General features: G+C 43.8%; 27 protein-coding genes. 17 read left to right on the top strand and 10 right to left on the bottom strand.

Annotated elements, in window-relative coordinates; translation table 11 throughout:
• Positions 1 to 39: 39 nt before the first annotated feature.
• Positions 40 to 2,262, bottom strand: a complete 2,223-nt coding sequence (locus tag F897_RS01375; RefSeq protein WP_005232475.1) for a primosomal protein N' — start codon at positions 2,260 to 2,262, stop codon at positions 40 to 42.
• 149 nt (positions 2,263 to 2,411) lie between these two features.
• Between F897_RS01375 and gspF the strand changes: the two genes are divergently transcribed.
• The 3 genes from gspF to F897_RS01360 all read left to right on the top strand — a co-directional run bounded on the left by gspF (position 2,412) and on the right by F897_RS01360 (position 4,804).
• Entirely contained in the window at positions 2,412 to 3,617 is a 1,206-nt protein-coding gene (gene gspF, locus F897_RS01370; protein WP_005232474.1) for a type II secretion system inner membrane protein GspF, read from the top strand.
• Between the two features lie 69 nt (positions 3,618 to 3,686).
• Positions 3,687 to 4,184 (top strand): type II secretion system major pseudopilin GspG, encoded by a 498-nt coding sequence (gene gspG, locus F897_RS01365; RefSeq protein WP_005232473.1) that lies wholly within the window; start codon positions 3,687 to 3,689, stop codon positions 4,182 to 4,184.
• A gap of 284 nt (positions 4,185 to 4,468) precedes the next feature.
• Positions 4,469 to 4,804 (top strand): hypothetical protein, encoded by a 336-nt coding sequence (locus F897_RS01360; protein WP_005232472.1) that lies wholly within the window; start codon positions 4,469 to 4,471, stop codon positions 4,802 to 4,804.
• Positions 4,805 to 4,955: 151 nt separating this feature from the next.
• Here F897_RS01360 and lnt read toward each other — a convergent pair whose 3' ends face one another.
• Positions 4,956 to 6,515, bottom strand: a complete 1,560-nt coding sequence (gene lnt / locus F897_RS01355; RefSeq protein ID WP_005232470.1) for an apolipoprotein N-acyltransferase — start codon at positions 6,513 to 6,515, stop codon at positions 4,956 to 4,958.
• Positions 6,512 to 7,351 carry an HlyC/CorC family transporter gene (locus tag F897_RS01350; RefSeq protein ID WP_004781742.1) on the bottom strand — a complete coding sequence of 280 codons (840 nt, stop codon included), beginning with the start codon at positions 7,349 to 7,351 and terminating at the stop codon, positions 6,512 to 6,514. The genes lnt and F897_RS01350 overlap by 4 nt, the downstream gene beginning before the upstream one ends.
• A gap of 201 nt (positions 7,352 to 7,552) precedes the next feature.
• Between F897_RS01350 and tusA the strand changes: the two genes are divergently transcribed.
• The 4 genes from tusA (at position 7,553) to F897_RS01330 (ending at position 12,409) form a co-directional block, all read left to right on the top strand.
• Positions 7,553 to 7,813, top strand: coding sequence for a sulfurtransferase TusA (gene tusA, locus F897_RS01345; RefSeq protein ID WP_004781744.1), 261 nt, complete (start codon positions 7,553 to 7,555; stop codon positions 7,811 to 7,813).
• A 244-nt stretch (positions 7,814 to 8,057) separates the two neighbouring features.
• Positions 8,058 to 10,847, top strand: coding sequence for a type VI secretion system Vgr family protein (locus F897_RS01340; RefSeq protein ID WP_005232468.1), 2,790 nt, complete (start codon positions 8,058 to 8,060; stop codon positions 10,845 to 10,847).
• Positions 10,844 to 11,962, top strand: a complete 1,119-nt coding sequence (locus F897_RS01335) for a hypothetical protein (RefSeq protein WP_005232466.1) — start codon at positions 10,844 to 10,846, stop codon at positions 11,960 to 11,962. The genes F897_RS01340 and F897_RS01335 overlap by 4 nt, the downstream gene beginning before the upstream one ends.
• Positions 11,963 to 11,980: 18 nt before the next feature.
• A complete protein-coding gene (locus F897_RS01330) occupies positions 11,981 to 12,409 on the top strand; it encodes a hypothetical protein (protein ID WP_005232464.1) in 429 nt (142 codons plus the stop codon).
• Between the two features lie 110 nt (positions 12,410 to 12,519).
• Here the strand turns inward: F897_RS01330 and F897_RS01325 are convergent, their stop codons facing one another.
• Positions 12,520 to 14,232 (bottom strand): electron transfer flavoprotein-ubiquinone oxidoreductase, encoded by a 1,713-nt coding sequence (locus F897_RS01325; RefSeq protein WP_005232462.1) that lies wholly within the window; start codon positions 14,230 to 14,232, stop codon positions 12,520 to 12,522.
• A 187-nt stretch (positions 14,233 to 14,419) separates the two neighbouring features.
• Here F897_RS01325 and F897_RS01320 point away from each other — a divergent pair, with 187 nt between their 5' ends.
• The 5 genes from F897_RS01320 to F897_RS01300 all read left to right on the top strand — a co-directional run bounded on the left by F897_RS01320 (position 14,420) and on the right by F897_RS01300 (position 18,848).
• Positions 14,420 to 15,031, top strand: a complete 612-nt coding sequence (locus tag F897_RS01320) for a DUF1285 domain-containing protein (RefSeq protein WP_005232460.1) — start codon at positions 14,420 to 14,422, stop codon at positions 15,029 to 15,031.
• 49 nt (positions 15,032 to 15,080) lie between these two features.
• Positions 15,081 to 15,959: a glutamate racemase gene (gene murI / locus F897_RS01315; RefSeq protein WP_034580337.1), complete on the top strand. Its 879-nt coding sequence runs from the start codon at positions 15,081 to 15,083 to the stop codon at positions 15,957 to 15,959.
• A gap of 115 nt (positions 15,960 to 16,074) precedes the next feature.
• Entirely contained in the window at positions 16,075 to 17,103 is a 1,029-nt protein-coding gene (locus F897_RS01310; RefSeq protein ID WP_005232456.1) for a DUF4062 domain-containing protein, read from the top strand.
• Positions 17,104 to 17,168: 65 nt separating this feature from the next.
• The gene (gene hemH, locus F897_RS01305; RefSeq protein WP_005232454.1) at positions 17,169 to 18,182 is read left to right on the top strand and encodes a ferrochelatase; all 1,014 of its coding nucleotides are present in this window, start codon (positions 17,169 to 17,171) and stop codon (positions 18,180 to 18,182) included.
• Positions 18,183 to 18,203: 21 nt separating this feature from the next.
• Entirely contained in the window at positions 18,204 to 18,848 is a 645-nt protein-coding gene (locus F897_RS01300; RefSeq protein WP_005232453.1) for an MBL fold metallo-hydrolase, read from the top strand.
• Positions 18,849 to 18,880: 32 nt separating this feature from the next.
• Here F897_RS01300 and F897_RS01295 read toward each other — a convergent pair whose 3' ends face one another.
• Both F897_RS01295 and F897_RS01290 read right to left on the bottom strand, forming a co-directional pair.
• Positions 18,881 to 19,063 (bottom strand): hypothetical protein, encoded by a 183-nt coding sequence (locus F897_RS01295; protein ID WP_005232450.1) that lies wholly within the window; start codon positions 19,061 to 19,063, stop codon positions 18,881 to 18,883.
• Positions 19,064 to 19,217: 154 nt separating this feature from the next.
• Positions 19,218 to 19,394: a DNA gyrase inhibitor YacG gene (locus F897_RS01290; RefSeq protein WP_005232444.1), complete on the bottom strand. Its 177-nt coding sequence runs from the start codon at positions 19,392 to 19,394 to the stop codon at positions 19,218 to 19,220.
• Between the two features lie 84 nt (positions 19,395 to 19,478).
• Between F897_RS01290 and F897_RS01285 the strand changes: the two genes are divergently transcribed.
• Together F897_RS01285 and F897_RS01280 are read left to right on the top strand one after the other, a co-directional pair.
• Entirely contained in the window at positions 19,479 to 20,123 is a 645-nt protein-coding gene (locus F897_RS01285) for a class I SAM-dependent methyltransferase (protein WP_171065439.1), read from the top strand.
• Positions 20,124 to 20,126: 3 nt separating this feature from the next.
• Entirely contained in the window at positions 20,127 to 21,329 is a 1,203-nt protein-coding gene (locus F897_RS01280; protein ID WP_005232440.1) for a TIGR03862 family flavoprotein, read from the top strand.
• A gap of 83 nt (positions 21,330 to 21,412) precedes the next feature.
• On the opposite strand, the gene F897_RS01275 is transcribed toward F897_RS01280, so the two are convergent.
• Together F897_RS01275 and F897_RS01270 are read right to left on the bottom strand one after the other, a co-directional pair.
• The gene (locus F897_RS01275) at positions 21,413 to 21,991 is read right to left on the bottom strand and encodes a hypothetical protein (protein WP_005232438.1); all 579 of its coding nucleotides are present in this window, start codon (positions 21,989 to 21,991) and stop codon (positions 21,413 to 21,415) included.
• A gap of 15 nt (positions 21,992 to 22,006) precedes the next feature.
• Positions 22,007 to 22,783, bottom strand: coding sequence for a class I SAM-dependent methyltransferase (locus F897_RS01270; RefSeq protein WP_005232436.1), 777 nt, complete (start codon positions 22,781 to 22,783; stop codon positions 22,007 to 22,009).
• A gap of 113 nt (positions 22,784 to 22,896) precedes the next feature.
• On the opposite strand from F897_RS01270, the gene F897_RS01265 reads away from it, so the two are divergent.
• From F897_RS01265 to F897_RS01255, 3 genes are all read left to right on the top strand, one after another.
• Positions 22,897 to 24,168 (top strand): hypothetical protein, encoded by a 1,272-nt coding sequence (locus F897_RS01265; protein WP_005232435.1) that lies wholly within the window; start codon positions 22,897 to 22,899, stop codon positions 24,166 to 24,168.
• A 122-nt stretch (positions 24,169 to 24,290) separates the two neighbouring features.
• Positions 24,291 to 24,485, top strand: coding sequence for a hypothetical protein (locus F897_RS01260; protein ID WP_005232434.1), 195 nt, complete (start codon positions 24,291 to 24,293; stop codon positions 24,483 to 24,485).
• 92 nt (positions 24,486 to 24,577) lie between these two features.
• The gene (locus F897_RS01255; protein ID WP_005232433.1) at positions 24,578 to 25,531 is read left to right on the top strand and encodes a 2-hydroxyacid dehydrogenase; all 954 of its coding nucleotides are present in this window, start codon (positions 24,578 to 24,580) and stop codon (positions 25,529 to 25,531) included.
• A 39-nt stretch (positions 25,532 to 25,570) separates the two neighbouring features.
• On the opposite strand, the gene F897_RS01250 is transcribed toward F897_RS01255, so the two are convergent.
• Together F897_RS01250 and F897_RS01245 are read right to left on the bottom strand one after the other, a co-directional pair.
• Complete coding sequence (locus F897_RS01250; RefSeq protein WP_005232432.1) at positions 25,571 to 26,089, bottom strand: hypothetical protein; 519 nt, start codon at positions 26,087 to 26,089, stop codon at positions 25,571 to 25,573.
• Between the two features lie 108 nt (positions 26,090 to 26,197).
• Positions 26,198 to 26,677 carry a hypothetical protein gene (locus tag F897_RS01245; protein ID WP_005232430.1) on the bottom strand — a complete coding sequence of 160 codons (480 nt, stop codon included), beginning with the start codon at positions 26,675 to 26,677 and terminating at the stop codon, positions 26,198 to 26,200.
• Between the last annotated feature and the right edge of the window lie 209 nt (positions 26,678 to 26,886).

The following is a 26,886-nucleotide window of genomic DNA, read 5'->3' as shown; positions in this document are numbered from 1 at the left end:
AAAGTTGAGCCTTTATCAAATGAAGATGGTCTCAATATTTTAGCTGAGTTCTTGTGGATCGATATCCAGTGTCAGCTTCATATTGGATGGCTTATCCTGTAACAGGTTTAGCCACCAGCTACGGACATAATAATGCAAACGGGCACGGTCTGCGGACAATAGCACCATATGAGATTGATAGCGTCCGGCCTTGCGTTCCATCGGGGCAGGAATGGGACCCCAGATGTCCAGCACCAGATCGGGATATTGCCTGAGCAGGGCAGCATGTTTCTGTAAGAATTCGGTATTTTGTGCCTGATCTTTGGATTCACAGCGAATCAGCACGGCATAACGAAAAGGAGGCATCTGGGCGATTTGCCGTTCGGTCAAAGTCTGCTTGGCAAAGGCGCGGTAATTTTCAGTGACTAAGGTATTCAGCAGCGCATGATCAGGTCTTAGGGTCTGTAAATATACATCCCCTTTATGTTCCCCACGTCCTGCACGACCTGCGACCTGTACGATCAATTGTGCTGTACGTTCTGTGGCCCGGAAATCGACACTGAGCAGACCAGAATCGATATCCAAAATTGCAACCAGCGTGACATAAGGAAAATGATGGCCTTTGGCCAGCATCTGCGTGCCGAGCAGAATCGCAGGCTCACTTTTCTGGATCTTGTCATAGATCTTTTGCCAACTACCCACCCGGCTGGTCGAGTCGCGATCGACCCGGATCACTTCAGAATCTGGAAAAAGCTCATTCAGATGTTCTTCAACTTTTCCAGTGCCCATGCCTAAAGTGGCCAGCTCCTGATGCTGACATTGCGGGCATTGTTCAGGCATACGATGAATGGTGCCACAGTGATGACAATGCAGATGCTGATAAGGTTGCCGATGCACAGTGAAATTGGCATCACAGTTCGGACACTGCGCCTGCCAACCACAACTGCCACAGATCAATACGGGTGCATAACCACGACGATTCAGAAAAATGAGCACCTGTTCTTTTTTGGCCAGGCGTTTTTTGATTTCTTCAATCAGATGCAGGCTGATGCCATGCTGCTTTGGCGCGACTTTTAAATCCAGAATATGGATTTTTGGCATCAGCGCTGTACCCGCGCGTTGATTCAGTTCCAGTACCTGCATTTTACCTTGCTGCACCAGTGCATAACTGTCAATGCTGGGTGTTGCCGAACCCAAGAGTACTGGACATTGCTGTAAATGTCCCCGGTACAATGCCACATCACGGGCATGATAGCGAAAGCCTTCCTGCTGTTTAAAAGACAGGTCATGCTCTTCATCCAGAATGATCAGGCCCAGATTCGGCATCGGTGTATAAATCGCAGAACGGGTGCCAAGCACAATGGAAGCTTTACCGGTTTCAGCGGCTTGCCAGGCTTGTAAGCGTTTACTGTCATTCAGGCCAGAGTGAAGCAAGGCAATATGACAATGGAAACGGGACTGAAAGCGGCTAATCGTTTGTGGCGTCAGTCCGATTTCAGGCACCAGTACCAGTACCTGCTTGCCCTGTTTCAGTACCTGTTCCATGATCTGAAGATAGACTTCAGTTTTACCGCTGCCAGTCAGGCCATCGAGTAAAAAGGCCTGATATTGCTTGCGGTATTTCAGCACTTGCTGAATCGCATGTTTTTGTTCCGGATTGGCCGTTAATGGCATCTGGGCCAGTTGTACAGGTTGCGGGCTAAAATCCTGTGCTTCCAGGACACATTCGCAAATCCCTTTTTTTTCGAGCGCTTTTAAAGTCGCTGTTTCTATTCCGGCCAGATTTAAGAGATTCTCAGTTGTTCCCACCGGATGCAGTTTTAGAATCCGATAGGCTTCCTGTTGCCTCTCGGAACGGCGAACCTTGGCTTCAGCCTCATGATCCAGCAATTTCCAGTTTCGGGCCAGCAGGTTATAAGGTTTGCCCTGACGCAATAAGGTCGGCAAAGCAGTCTGGATCACTTCCCCGATAGGAAACTGGTAATACTGTGCTGACCAGGTCAATACACTTAAAACCTGGGAATTGATAATGGCACGGTCATCTAAGAGCTCGGTGATGGCTTTCAGTTTGAAGCTCGGATCAATCGGAGCATCTAGCGGTAATTTTTCAGTAATCACGCCGACCAGATTTTGCCGGCCAAAAGAAACCGCGACTCGGGCACCCACTTCTGCCTGCTGATATTGTTCCTGACTCAAGCTATAGTCAAAACAGTCAAACAGATGCACCGGCACTGCAACACGAACACGATAAACAGGGGCAGTAACGGGAACAGAATTTGGCATAGTAACAGAGTGGGTCCTGATGAAATTTCGTCGTGCTCAAAGTTCAGTTATGTTAGAGTGAGCAGATAATTTATATTGAAGAATATGAATGATTTTGATGGTCTGACGCAACAGCGTTAAGCAAAATTTTGGAAAATTAGAGCATTACAATGCCTGCATATCAGTTTACTGCGCTTGACGCTTCAGGGAAGCAGCAAAAAGGCGTGCTTGAGGGGGATTCAGCACGACAAATCCGGCAACAGCTTCGGGATCAGGCGCTGATTCCGGTGTCCGTAGATCCGGTTGAGAAAAAAGACCAGTATTACCGTCGCAAATGGTTTGAAAAAAGCATCACTGCCTATGATCTGGCCCTTATGACCCGGCAACTCTCGGTACTGGTCGCTGCCGCAATTCCGCTAGAAGAAGCCATTCGCGCCGTCGGCAAGCAGAGCGAAAAAGTTCATGTGCAAAATCTGCTGATGTCAGTACGCTCCAAGGTGCTGGAAGGGCATAGCTTGGCTCAGGCACTGCAACAGTCTGGACGTTTTCCGGAACTGTATATTGCCACTATTGCGGCCGGTGAACGTTCTGGCCACTTGGATTTGATTTTGGATCAGTTAGCCGACTATACCGAAAACCGCTTCGCCATGCAGAAAAAGATTCAAGGGGCGATGATCTATCCGATTATTTTGCTCTTGATGTCTTTTGCGATTGTGATGGGTCTAATGACCTATGTGGTACCGGATATCGTCAAGACCTTTGATCAAAGCAAAGATGCCTTGCCGTGGATTACAGTGACTTTAATGAAAGCCAGCGATTTTATCCGGATCGCCTGGCCATTTTTGTTGATAGGGAGTGCGGCAAGTATTTTTCTGCTGGTACGTTTTTTAAGAACGACCGCTGGGCATTATGCTTTTGATCGTCTAACTCTGAAACTACCTTTATTCGGAAAATTATCACGTGGCATTAATGCTGCCCGTTTTGCCAGTACCTTATCAATTCTAACCCAGTCTGGTGTGCCACTGGTGGATGCCTTACGCATCGGAGCAGCGGTAAGTAATAACTGGGTGATCCGGGATTCGGTTAATCTGGCTGCTGAAAAAGTCACTGAAGGGGGGAACCTGGCTACCCAGCTGGAACGTAGTGGTTATTTCCCCCCGATGATGGTACAAATGATCAAAAGTGGCGAAGCCTCGGGGGAGCTGGATCGTATGCTGGAACGGGCATCGACCATGCAGGACCGTGAAGTGACCACGCTGATTTCGACATTACTCGCGCTTCTGGAGCCGCTGATGCTAGTACTTATGGCCAGTATTGTGCTAGTAATTGTGATCGCGGTGATGCTGCCAATCGTGAATATGAATAATATGATTTAAATAACATGTGTAACGTCTACGAAGAATCGAAAGTGCCTGAACTTTCTAAAGATGAATGAGAGATATTGAATGAAAAGGAATCCAAATCAAGCCATAGACCCTTCAACTACAGCTGTTGAACCTACCGTACGTGTGAGCCAGTTACGTGCACATCGTGCCTCAGGTTTTACCCTGATTGAAGTAATGGTGGTTATTGTTATTCTCGGTGTGCTTGCGGCCCTAATTGTTCCAAATGTAATGGGACGCGGTGAAAAGGCTAAAGTGGATACCACAGTCATCAAATTGCAGAGTATTGCGGGTTCACTGGATCAATATAAGCTGGACAATGGCAAATATCCAAGCATGCAGGAAGGTGGTCTAGATGCACTGGTAAATCAGCCGGCAACAGCGAAGAACTGGCTGCCAGGTGGCTATGTGAAAGGGGGTTATCCGAAAGACAGCTGGGATAATGACCTGCAATATGTGATTCCAGGAACCAATGGTCGTGCTTTTGATTTGTACTCTTTTGGTGCCGATGGACAGGCAGGTGGCGAAGGAACTGATGCTGATATTTATTACCAACCTTAATTGATAATTATTATAAATTAGTGAGTTATTGAATATATCACTTCACTTGATTGGTTGTTTCAATACTAGGTGAAGTGATAATAACTCTCAATCATAAAATATAATATAAGTAACTGAATTTAATAATATTAGTATAATATTAATGATTTGATAGTTATAATAAGAATTATTCCCATATTTATCTATTACAATTATCGTAAAATGTGAATAAATATAGCCTTTCTATTTACAAAAAATAGCTCATAATATTCTTAATGGCCCTTTTTTAGCCAAAGGAGAATGGTATGAAAGCATTAATATTGTCGGATGAAATAAACCAGTTTCATTGGTCGATGCTGAAATCTGTTCTTTTGGTTTTAAGCATTCTTCCAGCCAGCCAGGGAATTTTGCATTTATGGCAGACCACTGAAGGCAGCAGCCAGATTATGGTTGGTTTCTTTGCCATTAGCATGATGAGTACCTTATTCGTACTATGCTTCTGGTCAGCATTAAAAGCATCGGTCGTACAGTTTGAACAGGAACAGGCCTCTGCATTTGAAAATGGTATTGTTCAGATCTATCGTTATATTCCAATGTTGTCACTGGCGAGCATGTTGTCTTATCTGGTGATCCAGTTTTAATAACATATAGATAAAAAAACCGAGGCATGAACCTCGGTTTTTTTATAGTTCCTCCCTTTTAAAAAGGGAGGCCGGGAAGGATTTAGAAAATTAACTCCCTCTTGCGCCATATATGGATCACCTTTTGCAAAGGGGAAACTTTTGAGAGAAATTATCTTCTCGACTTAAAGCTGATATCCACTTTACGTGGACGGAAGCGCCAGCCCAGCAATAAGAGCAATACGGAGAAAATCAGCACTGGCCAGTCGCTGAGTTTCATATAGAGCGTTTCACCCTGCATGGCGGGGAGCTCACCGCGGAGTATAGCTTCTTTATCCATAGGTGCACGTTTCACAATATGACCATTGTGGTCGATGAACGCGGTTACCCCGGTATTGGTGGCACGAATAAACCAGCGACCATTTTCCTTGGCCCGCATTTGCACCATCTGTAAATGTTGCTGTGGACCGGCAGTGCCGGTAAACCAGGCATCATTAGATACGGTCACCAGAAAATCGCTTTGGCTTGCATTACGACGAGTCAGGTTTGGATAAGCCACTTCATAGCAAATTGCCGCACCTAGAGGATGGTTTTTCACATTTAATGGTTTCTGGATATCCGCACCACGCGAAAAACCACTTACCGAAGGGTCGTTTTGCAGAGCTGGAAGTACCCAACTGAGTGCGCCAGAGAGTGGAATGTATTCTCCAAAAGGCACCAGACGCTGCTTCTTATAAAGTCCACTCGACTCATCACCAGTGGCCATGATGCTATTGTAATATTTTGGCGTGCCTGCTTCCTGTGACTCAGCCAGATCCCAGAACGGAATACCTGTGACCCAAGCTGTTCCAGATTTTTCTGCCTGAACTTTCATCGCATCCAAAAAAGGCTCAATGTCGGTCTGGAACATCGGAATCGAAGATTCTGGCCAGACAATCAGGTCACGTCCCCATTCGGTCTTGCTCAGATTGGCATAGATCAGCAGGGTTTTTACCTGATATTCAGTTAACCATTTCAGGTCCTGGGGGATATTGCCCTGGATCAGAGAAACAGTGAGCGGCTTTTCATTTTTTTCTTGCACAAAAGTCAGTTGTGCTGCGCCCCAAGCACCCAATAACAAGAGTGCAGAAGGAACGATCCAGAAGACCCGTTTACTTAAGATTTCAACCAGTGCACAGGCCAGAACAATCACTACAAAGGACACCCCAAATACACCAAATAAAGGCGCATAGGCATCCAGATAAAGCTCAGTAAAAGCATAACCTGCAAATAACCATGGGAAACCGGTAAATACCCAGGTTTTGGCCCATTCAAAGATCACCCAAAGTGGTGCGAAGGTAAGAGGTGTTTCCGGGAAAAAACGACGATAAATAAAAGTCTGAAGCGCAGTAAACAGTCCCATGACGATCGCCATGATCAGGATCATGATTACGCTCAGGAAAGCACTGGTATCGCCATATACATGAATAGAGGTATAGAGCCAGAATGCACCCACAAACCATAATCCAATCCCATAAGCCCAGCCAATGCCAAAGGCCTGTTTCGCACTACGACCACGGACGCAAGCATACAGTAAGGCAGGAGAGAGAATCGCCAGCCACCAGTAATGATAAGGTGCCAGTGCCAGGCTAAAAATAGCGCCGGCAAATAAGGCAATCAATACGGGATAAATCAGGGCTAACTGCTTTTGCTGCTGGGCTGGATTTAATAGCTTATCGAAATATGCTCTCATTGGCGCACAGCTCGAATTAAACGAATAGAACGTGAATCTGCCTCAAGAATGGTAAATTGCCAGTTTTCCAGTTCAATCGTCTGACCTTCCAGATCATTTACCAAACCAATTTCTTGTAATAACAAACCGCCCATGGTTTCAACTTCATCATCGGAGAAATTGGCATCCAGCATATTGTTAAAATGCTCGATTGGTGTCAGCGCTTGTACTACCCATGTATTGGCTGTTTTCGGGTCTTGGTCTGGAACAATATATTGTGCTTCTTCATCAGCAATATCATGTTCGTCTTCAATTTCACCCACAATTTCTTCGAGAATATCTTCTAGGGTCACCAGACCTGAAGTTGTACCGTACTCATCAATCACTACCGCAATATGAGTCTGGGTATTTTTCAGCATACGTAGAACCTGATCCGAACGCGCACTTTCCGGCACAAACAGCGGCTGACGCATCAAGGCACGAATATCGACTTTGGAAGAAGGCTCGGTCAGGAAAGGAAGCAGATCTTTGGCCAGCAAAATACCAACCACATTATCCGGTTGGTCAGATGAGAACACAGGGAATCGCGAATGCGCAGATTCAACTAAAACATGCAGAATTTCCAGAAGTTGGTCATCTTCCTGCAAGCTAATCATGGACGTTCTTGGCGTCATGACTTCACGAATTTTGGTGGCTGGCAGATCCAATACGCCTTCCAGCATTGCAACAGTATCGGGTTCTAAAAATCGACGTGAATCTTGTACTAATTTTAGCAGTTCGTCGCGAGTTTCGGGTGCAGTTCCCAGCCATTTACGTAAGCCGCGCATACCCCACGACGGGCCTGATTCCTCGTGCATGATCTTTCCTAAAGACTCTTAATATCTAAAAAAACGTGATTTTATCATACCGCAGAAAATACGCTTGTCTATTGTAATTATGCTGCGCAGACTTGATCGCGCGGGTCAGTATGGTTTTGTGAATTGGTTCAAAGCGCGGGCTGCAATGCGATAGCCGCTTTATGCTAAAATAAGGCTGATCTTGAATTCCTGAGTCTGTCGATGTCTGAAGCCGAAATTACGCCAAGCCTGCAATTGAATACCCGTGGATTACGCTGCCCTGAGCCAGTCATGATGTTGCATCAAGCCATCCGTAAGTCTAAAGCTGGTGATGTAGTTGAAGTTTTTGCTACGGATAATTCAACTTCCTGGGATATTCCAAAATTTTGTATGCACCTTGGCCATGAACTGCTGCTTCAAGAAGAACGTCTGGATGAAAATGGCAATAAAGAGTTCCATTATCTGGTGAAAAAAGGCGGTTAAGAGATTTTTTGGGTAGATGAGTGATTCATTTGCCCATATTTTTGAAAGATTAAAATGAAAAGAAAGCTATTTTTTTTGAATACTTGATCTGCTTGAAGTTCCTGACTTTCAGAAAATAAAAATTTGATATTAAAGCCTCTTCCAGAATTACAGTGATGAATCGGAACCATGGCCAGACCAATGAATCTAGGCTGGATATAAATAATTCACTATAATGCCGCAAAAATATTTATAACAATTAAAAATGATAAAAAATCATATCGCTCAAGTATTAGAGCAATTGGGTCTTAGCGCACAGAAGCGTGCTTTGCTTGTTCAGTTTTCCCATCAAAAACTTAATTCTGAAGTTTTTCTGCAACGTATTGATGGCCAACATGTCCTGAATCAGGGACTAAAAATTGAGCTGATTTGTGTGTCGACTAATACCTTGATTCCCCTTAAAGAATTTATTGGAATTCAAGTAGCGATAGATCAGGTCACAGATCAAGGACAGTTATTTCGCAGTTCCGGAATTATTACGGCAGCAACTCAGGGACAGAGTGATGGTGCATTAGTGCTTTATAAACTCACCTTGGAAGATGCAACGTCGCTATGGCATAAACGCCGTAATAGTCGTGTGTTCATGGACAAGAGTGTCCGAGAGATTACTGAAATCTTATTCAAAGAATGGCAGGGTAAGAGTCCATTATTTGCGGCTGCACTCAAGCTGGATTTATCCGGTTTGCAGCAAACTTATGATGTGCGTCCTTTTACTATGCAGTTGAATGAAAGCGACTATGACTTTTTAACCCGTTTATGGCGTAGTGAGGGGATTAACTGGCTGATTGATGAGTCTGAGCTTATAATTGTGCATTCATCTGCACCGATTGCAGCACAAAAGCTTAGATTAATTGATGACAATAGCCACTACCAAGCTTTAAGCCGCAGGGCGATCCGTTTCCATCGTTCCAGTGCGACTGAACAAGAAGATAGCATGACCAGTTTTATTGCAGAACGACAGTTGCAGCCGACCGCTGTACATATCCAGCGCTGGCATGCCGGTCGCTTGAATCAGGAAGAAGGCATAGGTTCAGTACAAAGCAAGCACCAGCAGAGTCAGGTTCAGGATAATGCCAGCCTGGCATTGGAACAAGGCTGGAACATCAGTCCGGCATGGATCACTGATCTCAGGCATGCAGATCAGGCAACTCTAGCCTCGGATGCACAAATCGAGAAAATAAACCAAAATTTGCAGTATTTCTATGATGCACAGGCCAAACAATTTTTAGCAACATCCACGGTACGTGATGCCCAAGTGGGTTACTGGTTTCGGCTGGATCAGCATCCTGAAATTGACCAGCATCCAGCAGTAGATAAAGAATTTTTAATCATCTCTAGGAAATTTTATAACCAAAATAATTTGCCTAAAGACTTAAATGAGCAGGTTCATGCTTTAATTCAGCAAAGCTGTTGGCAGATGACAGAATCCAAGGACGCAGGTGAGCGTCAGGCCAACCAGCTAGTCTTGCAACGTCGCCATATTCACTTGGTTCCTGAGTATCAACCTTTATTGCAGCGGCCACAGGCCTATCCGCAATGCGCCAAGGTAGTCGGGCCAGAAGATGAAGAAATTTATGTGGATGAATGGGGGCGGATCAAAATCCGTTTTCTGTTCACTCGTCCGGATGACCATGCTCACGATGGTGGCGCAGGCAGCAATGACAGTGATACAGATTCAGCCTGGGTAGATGTTCTGACCCCGTGGGCAGGTATAGGTTATGGGGTCCGTTTCTTGCCACGCATTGGTGAAATTGTGGTCGTCGACTTTTTTGATGGCAATATTGATCGGCCTTTTGTGGTAGGTCGGATTCATGAAGGCCAACGTTCTCCGACGAAGTTTGATCAAAAAGGACAACTACCAGATACCAAAAAACTCAGTGGTATTCGCTCGCAAGAAGTACAGGGGCAAGGCTTTAACCAGTTACGTTTTGATGATACGACTGGCCAGATCAGTATACAGTTACATAGTAGTCAAGCTGCCAGTCAGCTCAATCTGGGTAACTTAAGTTATTCAAAAGAACAGGCTGAAAATGAAGGACGGGGTGAAGGCTTTGAACTTAGAACTGACCAATGGGGTGCAGTCCGTGCAGGTAAAGGGTTATTGATTTCGGCTCATAAACAGCAAGCCGCAGACGGTTCACATATGGATGCTGAACCAGCGAAAAGCCAGCTTGAATCAGGCTTGCAGATGAGCCAGGCGCTAAGTGATGTTGCTAAAAACCAGCAAACTGATCCGCTTGAAATCTTTGAAAATTTAAAAAGCTTTATTGAGAAAATTGAACAGCAAGATCAAGACAAGGCAGCTGCCTTTAAACAGGCAATTATGATTCTGACAGCACCAAAATCCATTGCGCTGAGTACCCAGCAGGATATTCATTTGTCTGCGGAGGGTCAAATTAGCCACCAGTCAGCGGACAGTATTAATTTAAGTTCGCAGAAAAATATTATTGGGCATGCCTCTTCTAAAGTCAGTTTGTTTGCAGCCCAACAAGGCTTAAGAGCTTATGCCGCAAAAGGCAAAGTTGAACTACAGGCGCAAAATGATGGGATGGATATTATTGCACGCAAAGGTATCAAAACTATCTCCACTGAAGATCAGATCGAAATTACAGCAGCGAAGGAAATTGTTTTAACTGCGGGCGGTTCTCAAGTTGAGATCAGTAGTGCCGGAATTTTGCCGATGACGGGTGGTCAGTTTGAGATGAAGGCAGGGCAGCATCAATTTTTATCAGGGGAAAAGACAATACATGATATTCCCTATCTTCCTGCCTCATATAATAGTTCCTATATTTTAGAGTTCGATGTGCGACATAAAATAGACAATAAATTATTAGAAAGCTCTCCAAATTTTAGTCTTATTGATTCTAAGGGGAATGTACGAACAGGAGAGGTTCCCAAAGATGGAATTATTAGAATTACTTCAGAAAATAAAGAAGAAAAATATACGGTTATGGTGCATAAATACGATGCAGAGATATCGGAGTTAGAAGAATGACTTATACGGCTCGTTTAAAGGTATCCTGTGATAATAAAGACCTTTTATCAAAATTAAGCTATACCTTACTAAATACGACAACTCAAAAAAGTTATGGAGGAAAAATTGGTCCGAATGGTTGTACCAAAATCTATAATTGCAATAAATTAGATTTAATCTTTGTAGAGTTAATTTTAAATAATTCAAAAATTGCCAGAGTGCGTGTTCCCGCACTAGAAAATGGCGAATTTAATAAATCGATATATAAATTAAAATCAACTACAGGTACAACAAAAAAAGCAGAATCAAATAAAGTACCTGTTAAAGTTAAAAATGAATTAGAAATAGCACTTGAAGCCTTACATGGTACAGCACTTTACTTTAGTAATAACTTTTTAGATCATGATAGCTCCTTAAGAATTGCTTATATGAAAGCAATTAAAAAAATGAGTCATGATTACTTAAAGGATGTTGAAAATGGAAGAATGACTGTAAAAGATGCTTCGAAAGAGGCTCATACATTAAGAAATGATATCTTAGAACAGACCAGGAAAAAGAATTCTCCAATCGCGTTAGCAGTATCACAAAAAGAAAAAATAGCGGCTAAAAGCTTAGATCAATTCTTAGAATATTATGCATTGAAATTAAAAGATCCTGATAAATGGAAAAGACTGAAAGATCAGTCAAGACAAACCTTAGATCATTATGTAAAAGCATCAACAGGTACAAGAAATTCATATTTTCAGGCGCTTTCAACAGCAGATAAAAATAAAGTTTTTTATAGTGTAGTTAAAGGATCAGGGGCATCCCATGGAACTTTTGATAAAGCAGCAAAGTATATGAAACCACTAGGCAGAGTAATTGTCGTTATTTCAATTTCCTATGCTTGGTATGAGATTTTTTCAGCTGAGAATAAAGAAAAGGAATTTTATAAAGAAGCCGCAACCATAGGCTCAGGAGTGGCAGCTGGCGCTGTGGGTGGTGCTATTGCAGGAGGAATTTGTGGCCCCGGGTCTCCCATATGTTCAACAGTGGGGGTAATAATTGGCGGTCTAGCGGGAGGCTATGGAGCATATAAATTAGTTGAAGCTTATGATGAAGAGTTGGAAGCTTTTACAGAATGGACTTTATTTTAATTTCAGTAGGTAGCCTGTATGTTTAAGTTTTTAAAAAGGTTAGTAAGAAAAGAAGCTAATAAAAATTTAGATACGAGTAATTATAAAACTAAAATTAAAAATTTTAGCTTAGAGCATGATCAGATTGTGGGCGTAAATATAGATGATGTAATAATAAAAATACCTTATACAGACATAGTAAGGATATCTATTATGGTTTATGAGGAAGATTTACTCCCTCAACCAATCTGGACTGTGCAAACAATAAAAGACATTATTGATATACCGAACGAATTAAATAATACAGATAAATTATTTTTTGAGGTTCTTAATAAAAAATTAGATGGTTACAACTCAATTCAAACCCAAGAAGAAATATTAAAAGCTATGAATTGTACCCATAACAGCCTATTCCATATTTGGCAGCGCCATGATGCAGATAAAATATTTAAATCTATTAAATACTAATTTTTTCTTGTACAAAAAAATTAAATGATGCGTATTTCATAATCTTATAAATATAAAAAAGCCTCTAAAATAATTAATTATTTTAGAGGCTTATGCAAGATAATTAAGCATTACATATTCGGGTAGTTCGGGCCACCGCCACCTTCCGGTGTTACCCAGGTGATATTCTGAGATGGATCTTTGATGTCACAGGTCTTGCAGTGCACACAGTTCGCTGCATTGATCTGGAAGCGTTTGCTGCCATCATCATTTTCCATGATTTCGTAAACACCTGCCGGGCAGTAGCGCTGTGCAGGCTCATCCCATTTCGGCAAGTTGACATCTACTGGAATCGAAGCATCGGTCAGTTTCAGGTGCGCAGGCTGGTTTTCTTCATGCACCGTATTCGATACAAACACAGAAGACAGACGGTCAAAGGTCAGCTTGCCATCCGGTTTTGGATAGTTCGGCTTGAAGTTCACTGCATCGACCGTTTTCAGAGTTTTAAAGTCTGGCACTAAATCATGGAGCGTGAACGGCACTTTAAATACGTTCTGGTCGATGAAGTTGAACGCTCCACCCATCCATTGACCGAACTTGTGCATTGCCGGGCCAAAGTTACGTGCGCTATATAGCTCTTCTTTCAGCCAGCTGTTGTTAAACTTGTCTGTATAAGATGTGAGTTCTTTCACGAAGAAGTCTTCGCCTTCGGTCACACGTGCAATCGCCAGGTCACCACCTTTTTCTACACCGGCAGCAATCGCTTCAAAGACTGCTTCACCACAAAGCATGCCGGATTTCATTGCAGTGTGTGAGCCTTTGATCTTGGCAAAGTTCAGGAAACCCGCATCATCACCGATTAAAGAACCACCCGGGAAGGTAAATTTCGGCAGAGAGTTAAAACCACCTTTAGTTACGGCACGTGCACCATAAGAAATACGTTTACCGCCTTCCAGATATTGCTTGATCAGTGGATGGGTTTTCCAGCGCTGCATTTCCATGAATGGATACATGTGTGGATTTTCATAAGACAGATCCACGATCATGCCTAATGTCACCTGGTTGTTTTCAGCATGGTATAACCACCAGCCACCTGAAGAACCGGTTTCAGATAAAGGCCAGCCCGCACCGTGCATTACCAGACCTGGTTTGTGTTTCGCTGGATCAATTTCCCACAGTTCTTTAATCCCGATACCGTAGTGCTGCGGATCAGCATCTTTATCCAGGTTGAATTTCTGGATCAGGCGTTTACCTAAATGACCACGGCAGCCTTCAGCAAAAATCGTATATTTGGCATGCAGCTCATAACCTGGCGCAAAGTTATGCGTCGGTTCGCCATCTTTGCCAATCCCCATATCACCGGTTTGGATACCTTTCACCGTACCATCTTCATGATACAGAATTTCTGAAGCAGCAAAGCCCGGGAAGATCGATACTTCCAGTTCTTCAGCTTTCTGGCCTAACCAGCGCACCACATTACCGAGTGAGATGACATAGTTGCCATCATTGTGCATGGTTTTAGGCACCATCCAATGCGGTGCTTCTTGTGATTTTTCATCTGAAAGAAGGAAGAAAGTTTTATCTTCTGTCACAGGAACATTTAAAGGCGCACCTTCTTCTTTCCAGTTCGGGAATAGTTCGTTCATCGCACGTGGTTCAAGCACAGCACCTGAAAGAATATGAGCACCGACTTCGGAGCCTTTTTCTACGACACAAACGGACAGATCATTTAAATTGTTTTCAATTGCAAGTTGACGGATCTTGATTGCAGCAGACAGGCCGGCAGGACCCGCACCTACGATCACAACGTCAAACTCCATCGATTCACGTTCGATGTGTTCCATGTAGGACTCCTCATATTTCTATTCGGTGGCAACCATAATCGGATGATTGGGTGCTGCCATGAGTGTTCTGAATTCCTAGACACAAAAATAGTAGTGTCTTTAAGCATCTGGGCTAGTATAGTTTTAAACCCAGGTTAAGCCAATTGGCTGAAACATATTATTTTTCCGTCATTAAGGTCTTCTTTATATGAATAAGTCAGCACCCGAGAAAAATCCGACGAAAAAAGTAGCTTCTAGCGATGATAAAAATTTAATGGATATCGCACAATACTTAAAAGATGCACAGGGCAGTCACAAAAGGTCAATCCCGCCTTTGGAGCAATGGCAGCCAAAGCATTGTGGGGCAATGGATCTCAAGGTTTTGGCCAATGGAGAATGGTGGCACGAAGGTCAATTGATCAAGCGTCAGCCGATGATAGACCTGTTTTCAACGGTACTCTGGAAAGAAGAAGGAAAATTCTATCTAAAGACGCCGGTTGAAATGATTGAAATCGAGGTCGAAGATGAACCTCTGTTTGTAAATCAGGTGGATCAGGTCGAGATTGAAGGCAAGACTTACCTGCAACTAACCACCACAACTCAGGACATCATTATTGTCGATAGCGAACATCCTATCTTTATGCGTCAGTATCAGGATGAATTGCGCCCTTATGTGCATGTCCGTTTTGGAATCAATGCGCTGCTTCAGCGGGCTGCTTTTTTACATCTGGTGGAGATGGGCGAGCTTGGTGAAAATGCTGCTGGAGAGACGGTTTTAAGCTTGAAAAGTGGTGATTTAGACTTGCATTTAAGCACCTGAGGTTTAAGCTTTGTCGCAAGGTCATTTGAAACAAGCAACTAGCAACGTTATGAGCGCTATCCAACCGATTTATCCCTTAGTAGATCCCATGCCCAAAGCCAGTGCTGATGCGCCTATCGGGATTTTTGATTCTGGTGTGGGAGGGCTATCGGTTGCTTTGGAAATTGCCCGGTATTTGCCCGATGAACGCTTTGTTTATTATGCCGACACGGCTTACGTACCTTATGGGCCCCGTAAAGATCAAGAAATCCGTGACCTGACTGCGCGAGCGATTGAATGGCTGTATCGTGAAGGCTGTAAAGTTGCAGTCGTCGCTTGTAATACCGCTTCTGCATTTAGTCTGGATTATTTACGTGAGCATTACGGCGAAAACTTTCCGATCATCGGACTGGTGCCAGCGCTCAAACCTGCAGTCCTCAATACCCAATCCAAAACGGTGGCCGTCCTGGCCACACCTGCAACCTTTCGTGGACAGCTGATTAAGGATGTCATGACCCGTTTTGCCGAGCCGGCACAGGTCAAAGTGATTCCGGTGACCTGTCTGGATCTGGTACCTTTTGTAGAAGCCGGTCAGCAGATGAGTCCTGAGTGTCTGGCGACATTAACTCAGATTTTACAACCGGTTGTTGATCAGGGCGCTGATTATTTAGTGCTAGGATGTACACATTACCCCTTCCTAAAATCGTCAATTCAGTATATTTTTGGTCAAAAGCTGACATTAATTGACTCAGGATTCGCGGTTGCGAGACAAACGGCCCGAATTTTGATTAAAAATGGGTTATTATTTGAACATGAGTGCAAGGACAGTCTAAAAATCCGACTTGTGGTTAGTGGTCAAAATGCTGAACAGCTCCAGCCGATTTTAGGGCATCTGATCCCAGTCGATATTAAATGGCAGGTCAGCAATATGGAGACAGAAGTCAGCTAGGCGACCGTCACTCATCTTATAATTTTGAAAGATATATTTTTATACTGGGGTCGTCATATTGTGTCAGGGCAGGGTCTAGCCGGTCAGATCAATGTGCAGTAAAAGAGGATAACCAATGCTCGATAAACGTTATCAGGTGTTTATCTCCACCTCTGGTGCAGAAATGCAGCCAGAGCGGATCATCTTGTCACAAACTTTGGTCGGCATGGGTTTCTTTTCCTGGGGGCTGGAACAACGTACTCCTTTAAATACTGCATTTGCGCGTCGCCAGATTGATGACTGTGATTATGTGGTGATTCTGCTGGGTAGCCAGTATGGCGAGCAGTCGGTTTCCGGTGTGGGTTATATGCACCTGGAATACATTTACGCTGTGACCAAGCAGAAACCGATTATTGTGTTTATGCATGAAGATCCGGCCTCACGTGATCCTTCATTGCACGATACCAAACCTGAATTACAGGAAAAATTTAAAGAATTTCGTCAGTTATTGCAGCAGGAAGCTGATCAGGTCTTTTGCTATCGCACCCTGCGCGATCTGGAAATGGCGGTACGTTTGAACATGCCGCAAATGCTGGAACGCTATCCGGTAAGTGGCTGGGTACGTCCGCAGAATACTCAAGCCTTGCATGACGAAATTGACCAACTCAAAGCTAAAGTGGCCCAACTGGAACGAGACGGCGGTACCCGTGAAGTAGACCCTTTCCTGAGCCTGCCGAAAGTATCTATGCATGAAGTTTTCTCCTTCGAATACCGTATGCATGCTTATCAGGATGGTAACTTTAAAGAGCTGAAAGTTCAGAAGAGACTGACCTGGGCACAATTGCTGGCTATTCTCGGCTCTACATTCATTAATCCGACGCCGGAGGAATTTTTCTCCAAGCATATGAATGAGTATTTGAATGAAACCGGTCTGGAAGATGCACGAGCGGAAATGCCGCGCGCGCATGCTGTAGCCCGTGCCCAGATTAATATTCGCGCCTTGCATAGCCTGAAATTGCAAATGCGCCAGAATGACTGGATTGTACCGTCAGGCCGTGATGACCGTCAGCGTCTGCTTTGGCAGATTACGCCTAAGGCACAAAAACTGCTGGACAGTAACTTGCTGGATAAAGATCGTACTTTTCAATATAAGTCAGTGTATTAATCCATATAGAGAATAAGTAAAAAGCTGTTAAAGTAAGCGGGTTGATACCACGACGGGCGTACTGCATGTTTTCTACAGCTAAACCAAAAGTTACGATTATATTGGCAAATTTAGGCACACCCGATGCACCGACTGTGCCGGCAGTACGCGATTTCCTGAAGCAGTTTTTATCTGATCAGCGTGTCATTGAAATTCCCAAGCCGATCTGGCAACTCATCCTGCGTTTATTTATTTTACCGTTCCGTCCCAAGCGAGTTTCCCAGGCTTATGCACAGGTCTGGGGTCAGGATTCACCGATGCGTGAGATTCTGCTGCAGCAGGTGAGTCAAGTAAAGGCCAAACTCATTGAACAATATCCGCAATTTGAACTGAATGTGGTGCCTGCCATGACTTATGGCAATCCCAATATTCAGGCTGTCCTTGATCAGATTTCGGCTCAACCGCAAGATCATATTATTCTGTTTCCGTTATTTCCCCAGTATTCAGCGACCTCTACCGCACCTCTGTATGATGCAGTCGCAAAATGGGTGCTGAAACAGCGCAATTTACCTGGTCTGTCGATTATCCGCGATTATTATCAGCATCCCTTATTTATTCAGTCACTGGCACAAAGTGTTCGGGATTATCAGGCGATTCATGGGCAGCCGGAAAAACTGTTGATGTCATTTCATGGTATCCCGCAGCCCTATGCCGATAAAGGTGATCCTTATGCGGATCGTTGCCGGATCACAGGCAAACTGGTTGCAGAAGCTTTAGGTCTATCTGAAGATCAATATGCAATTAGTTTCCAGTCCCGGTTTGGTAAACAGGAGTGGGTTAAGCCTTATACGGATGCCTTAATTGAAGAGTGGGGCAAACAGGGCGTGAAATCAATTCAGGTGATGAGTCCGGCTTTCTCGGCCGACTGTTTGGAAACACTGGAAGAGCTGGCCATGGAAAATGGGGAGACCTTTAAGGCCAATGGCGGGGAAAGCTACAGTTATATTCCGGCTTTGAACAACCGTGAAGATCATGTGCAATTGCTCAATACGCTGTTACAGGCTAATCTTGAAGCATTGAATCAGACGCTTGCCCATTAATCTTTTGAGGTTTCTTATCCTATGTTACAAGTCAAAATTGTTCCTGTGACTGCATTTCAGCAAAACTGCTCGATTCTTTGGGATAGCGACAGTAAAGAGGCTGTTTTGATTGATGCAGGGGGCGAACCTGAAAAATTAAAAGCGGAAGTAGAAGCACTGGGCTTAACGGTCAAGGCTTTATGGCTGACTCATGGCCATCTCGATCATGCTGGAGCAGTTGGTGCTTTAAAAAAAGTTTGGGATGTGCCGGTGATTGGTCCACATAAGGACGATGCATTCTGGCTGGATATGATTCAGGAAGTGTCTGCCCGTTACGGTTTTCCGATTCCGGAAAAAGTAGAAGTCACGCAATGGCTGGAAGGTGGAGAAGTTCTCAAGCTAGGTGATGAAGAGTTTGAAGTACGTTTTGCCCCAGGCCATACTCCAGGTCATGTAATGTTCTATAACAGGAACCATGCTTTGTTATGGACAGGGGATGTACTGTTTAAAGGCTCAATTGGACGGACAGATTTCCCGCGTGGCGATCACCAGCAGCTACTCGATTCAATCCAGCGCGAATGTTTTAGCCTGCCGGATGAAACCCAATTTATTTCAGGACATGGTCCGATCAGCAATATTGGTTTTGAAAAACAGCATAATCCTTTCGTTGCGGGAAAAGCAGGTTAAAGTAGGTAAAAAGATCAGCTTAGCTGGTCTTTTTATTTGCTAAAAGGGTTATTCAAAGACTGGCGGGTTTGTGCGTAGATCAGCCAGGTCATAATGGCAAGCAGAACTCCAACGACAATAAATAAGCCATCCTGTTGGAAAATTCCTATTCCTAATGACAATATCGCAAGTATTCCTACCCCAATTAAAATGATCTTTAGAAGAATGTAGCCCATGTTCTTGCTCTAAAATAATGTGATATTTCTGCGTAAGAACATAGTATTAAACTGGCATATGTGCTGTTAACTTGTGTTGGTTTTCTACAAGCTTTTTATAAAAATCATGTGATTATTTAGAATATGCTTAAGGCGATAGGATATTTTAAAAGGTTCAGTCTTCTTCAGAAGATTCAGCCGCTGGAGCATCTTGGGTTGGCAGTTTGTATTCTTCATTGGCCCAAGCGCCTAAATCAATCATTTTGCAGCGTTCCGAGCAGAAAGGACGAAATTCATTATTTTCCCAAGTGGTCAGTTTGCCACAGCGTGGACATTTTAAAGTGGTCAACATCAGCGCACTCCCTAGAAAAATAAAGCTTCGATTAGGCAAATATAACTGCACTTGTTAGACTTATACAGTTTTTATTAGTTTGATCTGATTATGTCGATTCGTCAATTTCAAGCACAGCGTATGCATGCCCCCCGTGATTTCCAAAGTATCAGTTCTGAACCGGTTTGTGTGGAAATCGGTGCGGGCAAAGGTAAACATGCTTTGCTATTTACCCAGACCAATCCGAACAGCAAGCTGATTGCGATCGAGCGGACTCGAGAGAAATTTTTGGCCATGCAAAAACAGCATGCGCTGGAAGGACAGCCGAATTTACAGACGGTTCATGCTGATGCTTTGCCGTGGATTGTGCATGCACTCTATCCAGCGCAAGTCGAACAGTTCTTTATTTTATATCCAAACCCTGAGCCGCATAACCCGGCACAGCGCTGGCTGAATATGCCATTTTTTGAGTTTTTATTATCGCGTTTAAAAACTGGTGGCATGATCACTTTAGCTAGCAATATTCCTGAATATATTGAGGAGGCAGAGCAGCAGGTTCAAAATCTGTGGAAACTGCCTTTCGTTAAAGAAGTCATTGGCCAAGACTCGGCAAGAACTCATTTTGAAATTAAATATCTAGAACGTGGTGAGTTGTGCCAGCAATTGATTATTAGTAAACCGGAAGGCTATACAACGCGTTTTGATGAGTTTCAGCCGCTACAAGGGCAGAATGCGAGTTCGGCGGAATAAGCCATGACGAAGCGCATTGCAATTGTGGGTGCTGGCCCGGCAGGCTTGATGGCTGCAGAAGTTCTGAGCCAGTCTGATTATGAAGTTCATGTGTTTGAACAGAAGCCTTCGGCTGCCCGTAAATTCCTGATGGCTGGGAAAACCGGCCTAAATATTTCTCATGCCGAACCCGTCGAGCAGTTTGTGCAGCGTTATGATCAGGTGAACTGGTTAGCACCTTGGATCAAACGCTGGGATGCGATATGGATTCAAAACTGGATGAAAGATCTTGGCATTGAACCTTATATTGGTTCTTCAGGTCGAGTTTTTCCTACAGAAATGAAAGCCGCTCCACTATTGCGTGTCTGGTTAAAACGTTTAACTGAGCAAGGGGTACAATTTCATTATCGTCATCAAATTCTAGATCTGAAAAATCATCAGCTACAGATCCATGATTTAAAAAATGATTGCGCATTCACAGAAAACTTTGATGCGATTGTTTTGGCTTGTGGTGCAGTGTCATGGTCAAAACTCGGCAGTGATGGGAAATGGCAAGCATGGCTTGATTGCAGTGAGATTGAACCTTTCCAAGCCAGTAATGCGGGTGTGGAATATCCATGGTCCAAGTTTATGCAGCCAATCTTCGGTCAGCCCCTAAAACGGGTCGAGGCTTGGGTTGATGGCGGTGACAAGACCATGGGAGATATCGTGATCAGTCACTATGGTCTGGAAAGTGGTCTAATCTATAAACAGGACCGGGGACTGCGTCAACAGCTGAAACAGGGTCAGCCAATGCAGCTGAATCTGGATCTTTTTCCGGATCAAACCTTAGAACAATTAGCTAAAAAATTACAGCCAAGTAAAAAGCAGTCTTTGAATAATATCTGGCGGAAAGCAGGTCTGGATGGTGCAAAAGCTGCTCTGGTGCGTGAACTGTTACCAAAGCCACTTTGGCAAAATGCTACTGAATTAGCACAGCAGATTAAGCAATTGAAAATTCCTTTAACCGGTTTCCGTCCTATACAGGAAGCGATTAGCTGTGCAGGTGGGGTTAAACGCGAGATTCTGTCAGAGCAGCTTCAGCTTAAATCCAATCCACATGTGTTCTTATGTGGTGAGATGCTGGACTGGGATGCGCCTACAGGGGGTTACTTGCTGACAGCCTGTTTTGCCACTGGACGAGCAGCCGCAGAAGGGGTGCAGCAATATTTAGTTCAAGCTCAATAATACGCATTCTTCAGAAAGTGAAAGTTAAATCTTAGAACTGCATATAAAATTTCAGGAAGCGTCCGCTTCCTGAAATGTATTATTTATTGTGCTGGGGCTTTATTTGCGGTGGTCATCTCTGGATATTGCGAACGCCAGCGTTCCAGTTGCTCTTGGGCATGTAGATATTTGCCCAGACCTTTTACATTTTCACTGGCTTCATTTACGGTAGAGGCCTGAGATTTCGGACTATTCACCAGTTTTTCCTGATGTTCCCAGTATTGATACATCAAACCCTGAATATAACGGCCCTGTTCAGTTTTAAGCTCCAGATCTTTGAGCATATTTAGCGAAGACTGGACATGATCGCGTTGACGTTGCTGGACAAATTCCGGAGTCAGATTGTCATCATTGCGCATGCCATTGAGCTCAGCTTCCAGATCCGCGCTCATTTCCTGGAAACGTTCTTCATAGTCATTCAAGACAGCAATATCATGGGGATCATCTTCCGTTTTAGGGAAGTTTTTCACGGGTCCAGTTTTCAATTCCTGCATGATTTCCTCTGATGCAGAGTCTTCCGTTGCCTGCTGTTCTACAGATTGTGAACTTTTCTGGTCACAGGCCATCAAAAACATGGCGGCAGTGAAAAGTGCAGTTCGTGACATCAATTGAATCGTGTGCATGATTGAATCCTGTTCCTAATTATTTTTCTTGAATACATAAATATAGGTGACATAAGGGAAATTAATCATATCTTCTGCACCCTTGTCCGTATAGTTTTTGATAATTTGTTCGAATTGCTGCTTGAGCTGCTGTTGCTGTTCTTTTGGTAGTGCCGCAATAAAGCTGGTTGACAATAAGCGTTTGGAAACCACCTGCTCGACAGGGCCATGCTGTAGCTGTTGCATTTGCGTTTCAGCATAAGGCTGAAAGAGATTCTGTTCTTCAAATACTTTACGCCAGGCACCACTATGATAACGTGGTGTATCGCCTTCCAGTGATGCAATATAATCTGCCAGGGCTTTAACCCAGTCGACTGTAATATCTCGTTGGTTCCAGACCAGTACCAGAAAGCCTTGAGGTTTAAGTACCCGATCCAGCTCCTTTAAGGTCTCTAGATTGGAAAACCAGTGAAATGACTGTGCACAAAACACAGCATTCACGCTATGATCGGGCAGAGGAAGCTGGTGGCTCATCCCTTCAAGGGTATGAATATCCGGATGTGCCAGTTTTAACTGGGCCAGCATTTCAGGGACAGGATCAATGGCGGTGATGTGGCTGCTGAGTGGAAGCAAATAGGCAATAAATTTACCTGTTCCTGTTCCCAAATCAACAAGATCTGCATCTACAGGCAATGACAGTGTCTCGGCAAGCCATGGGCTAAGATCTGCCGGATAGTCAGGGCGTACCTGCTGATAAAGCTCAGCCGCTGTACTAAACCCTTGTTGAGCTGCAGGATGCAGTGATTGTGTCATATTTTGCGCTTTTTAATCTTTTTCATCGATATAAAATAGCATATTCACTTTTTCGGCCCTATTCATTGAGTGAATTGTTGCCGAAAAGTTAGATTCACCAGCACGGGAAAGTTATGGATAAGCAGATTGTTTTTGAAGATGAGCATATACGCGCAATTTTTATGCCGGGGTCATCTTCAGAATTGATTTTTTCATTTGGAGATTTGATTACCCGTGCCAAGGGCTTGAGCATCAATGCCGAAAAATCATTAGCGAAATTTGAATTTAATGTTTTGGGAATCATGCCCAAACATAAATCCTGGTTTCCCAAAAGTTCCATGTGGAACATGTTGCAAGCCATTGCCGAGCTGATTGCACCGTTTCAGCAGCGCATTGCCTATGGTGGCTCCATGGGTGGCTATGCTGCGATTAAATATTCCAATCTGCTGAATGTTCAGCGAGTGGTCGCGATGGTGCCGCAATATTCGATTGATCCGGAAGATGTCGAAGATGCCCGCTACAACATGTTTTACCAGCCCGAGCTGAATGAAGGCATGCGGATTGAGGCAGAAGATGTCAGTCCGGAACGGGAATATATTCTGGTATATGACCCGTATTGCACCGAAGACCGGGTACATTACCTGAAACTAGAAGCCGTACTTCCGCAGCATCATGTACTGCGTCTGCCATTTACCGGCCATGACGCCATCGCTGTTCTGGCCAGCTCCGAGCTGCTGTATGACTTTTTATTGCATGAATATGATGAAAGTTATTTCTACCAGAAAATGCGCCGGGTCAAAAAAAACAGCAAGTTCTATTATCGCAAGGTGATTGAGAATATCCTGCCGAGGCATCGTTTTGCTTTAGGACGTATCCTGAAAAATAATGACCTATTGCTGGATACTCAATTTTTTGATGCAGCCCAGAAACAGGTGATTTTGCGTGAATTGCTGAGTAATAAACAGGTGGATCAGCAGGATCTGCTTAAGCTCGGAATTCACGTCAATCTGCCGCAGGAAAAGCGCCAGTTATTGCTGGATGCCTATGGACATGCACTGGTCTTTAACGTCATCAGCAACAAGATCGAAAGCTATACCGGTGATGCGATTGCACTGAACCATAAATTCCTGATTCCAATCTATGCCAAAGGTAATGGCTTGCTGACCATCAATCTGAATGATGAACGTTATCTGGTAGTGATGAATGATCGGCATATTATGAAACTGGTCAAGGAGCAGGATGAATTAAATGTAGGCATGCATCCGATTATCATGAAACGCTATGCTGATTTTTATATGTTCAGCTATAAACATCTGAATTTGCATACAGATGAATACGGCGCTTCCGGTTTCGTTGACGCAAGTGACAAAAATACACAGTTTGTGACACGAAGTGAAATGAACTAACCAAAAAATTTATCTAAAAAACAAATACTTGACTTATGTTTGCTAAGGCCTAATATGATCTTAGGCGGTATGAAAAATAGTCACACCGCTCCCGGTTGTTTATATGACAAGGGAGTAAATATATGCAATCCAAACAAGTTACAAGTATTTGTTTTATTCTTGGACTGATGCTGCCTAATTTTGCACACGCGGAAAGTGTGCATCCTGCAGTGATCTTGCTCAGTTCTTCTCTTATTTTTCTGATCTTTCTCAGTGTATATGTGATTTATAAGGTGCGCCGTTCTCTGCGTAACCATATTGATAAGTCTGTAGATTAACCACTTCTGACAGTAAGTTGCTTGAAAACCCTGCAGGACTTGTTTTAAATGGCAATCAAAATAAATTGTCAAACAAGGTTGAGGGTAGCGCCATGAAAGCCGCTTATTTAGATTATGCTTCTTTAGACCAACAGGATTTGGACTTTCAGGCACTACATGCAGTATTTGATCAGCTGGTCTTATACCCGGCCACATCGGCTGCAGAGATTCAGTCTCGTGTGGCCGATGTCGATGTCATCATTACCAACAAAGTCATGATTGACGCGGCAACCATCCAGCAATGCCCTCAACTGAAACTGATCCTGATTTCTGCTACGGGCACCAATAATGTCGATCTGGCTGCGGCCAAGGCATGTGGCATTGTGGTGTGTAACTGTCAGGCTTATGGCACCTCTGCCGTCGCTCAGCATACCCTTATGCTGATGCTCAATCTGGCCACTTCATTTTTAACCTATCAACGTGCAGTACAGCAGGGCGAATGGCAAAAGGCCAGCCAGTTCTGTCTATTGGGTGCGCCAATTGTAGAATTGGCAGGCAAGACCTTAGGTATTGTTGGTTATGGTGAGCTGGGCCATGCAGTTGCCAGACTGGCAGAAGCCTTTGGCATGAAAGTACTGATTGCAGCTTTGCCCAACCGTCCGGCAGATGACTCTCGTATTCCAATTGCCGATTTATTGCCACAAGTGGATTTTTTAAGCCTGCATTGCCCTTTAACGGAAGATACCCGTCATTTAATCAGTCATGCCGAATTGGACGCGATGAAACCAAGTGCATTTTTAATTAACTGTGCGCGTGGTGGAATCGTCGATGAACAGGCTTTGGCTCAGGCCTTACGCGAAGGAAAAATTGCCGGTGCTGCGACGGATGTGCTTACCGTGGAGCCTCCGAAAGAGGGAAATGTATTGCTCGATGCCTCAATTCCTAACCTGATCGTTACACCGCACAATGCTTGGGGCAGCGTTGATGCGCGTCAACGCATTGTGGATCAGATGGTGGAAAATGTAGACGCCTTTAAGCAAGGCCAGCCCATCCGTCAGGTAAATTGAAAAATTATCAAATAAAAACCAAATGCTGATCAAATTCGATCAGCATTTTTTTCGGTTTTCTGGCGTAATGTATTTATCTAGTAATTTTAAAAATTCACTCTGAACCAGTGCAGACCGGGGGTTAAATATAATTTCCTGATAGACGCGCTTAAATTCGGGTACCCGTTCATCGGGACGCTTGTCATAAGATGTTCGATAATGGGTTTCAAACATATAAATCAGATGATTCTGCGAAAAATAAGCAGTTCGATAGCTATAAATGTCATCTCCCTGAGTCCCGATTCTTAATTTACACATATCCTTGATCCGATACAGGTCGGCATTATTGCCAGAGGCGGGCCTAAATTCAGCTTCTTCCAAGTGTTCTATATGCTGGATTTTTTCGCCTTCGGTTTTATGGTTATAAGAGGCGGCACTAGACAGGCTCGGGATGGAGGATAATTCGTCATCAATCGCAGCAATTGAGGTCACGGTTTCACCTGAAACCAGTAAAGTGATGTACAGGATGGCTACACCACACAGAATGCCGGCGATAAAGCTGAGGAGAATTTTTTTCATTTTTATTATCTTCTCATGATTTTATTTGAGTTCAGTCTAAAGAAAGACTCAACTATCTTCAATGCTTAAAAGAAAAAGCCCGTAATGGGCTTTTTTCAATTCGATGATTTAAAGATCATCTACTGCATAACTGGTCGCTGTACCGGAACTTGACTGGGGCTGTGATACCGATGAATTTTGAGTTGCGGTAGATGGCTGACTCAAAGGCTGCTGTACGATCGGTGCCTGTTGTGAATTACCGCGCCAGACTTCACGGGTTTGCTGAATTTTCTGACCCGTTTGCTGTGCTGCCTGAGTCGCACCCTGATCTACTTTCTGGATGGTATCTGATGCCGCTGACTTGGTATTGCCCCAGGCACGATCTACACCCGGTTTAATTTTGGCAATGCCTTTTTCAGTGACTTCACCTACTTTTTCAGCGGTATTGATAACACCTTCCTGTGCTTTATAGGCAAACACATGCAGCAGGTTCGGATTCTCACCATAAGGTGCAATCGGTTTGTTGGTCTGAGTGGTTTCGGTCTGTGCAAATACAGGTGCACAGAACATTAAAGCTGTCGTTAAAATAATTGGGGTTTTGATATTCATTATGGATCGACCTCGAATTCGTCAAAGAGCGGTCTGAGTTTGGTTTTCAGTGTAACGGATAATCAGCCAAAAACAATGAATAAGCTGTGAAGAGAGTATAGGTTCAGCGTAGTTTGATGCGAGGATCTTATAATTTTTAAGGGGAAGAAAAAGTAGGTCAAATCAGGCGAAAAATTAAATTTCTATTCATTCAAATAAATAGCCCCATT

Source organism: Acinetobacter variabilis, assembly GCF_000369625.1.
GTDB lineage: Bacteria > Pseudomonadota > Gammaproteobacteria > Pseudomonadales > Moraxellaceae > Acinetobacter > Acinetobacter variabilis.
The sequence above is the reverse complement of the archived record's forward strand: the minus strand, read 5'-3'. Positions and strand labels throughout refer to the sequence as shown.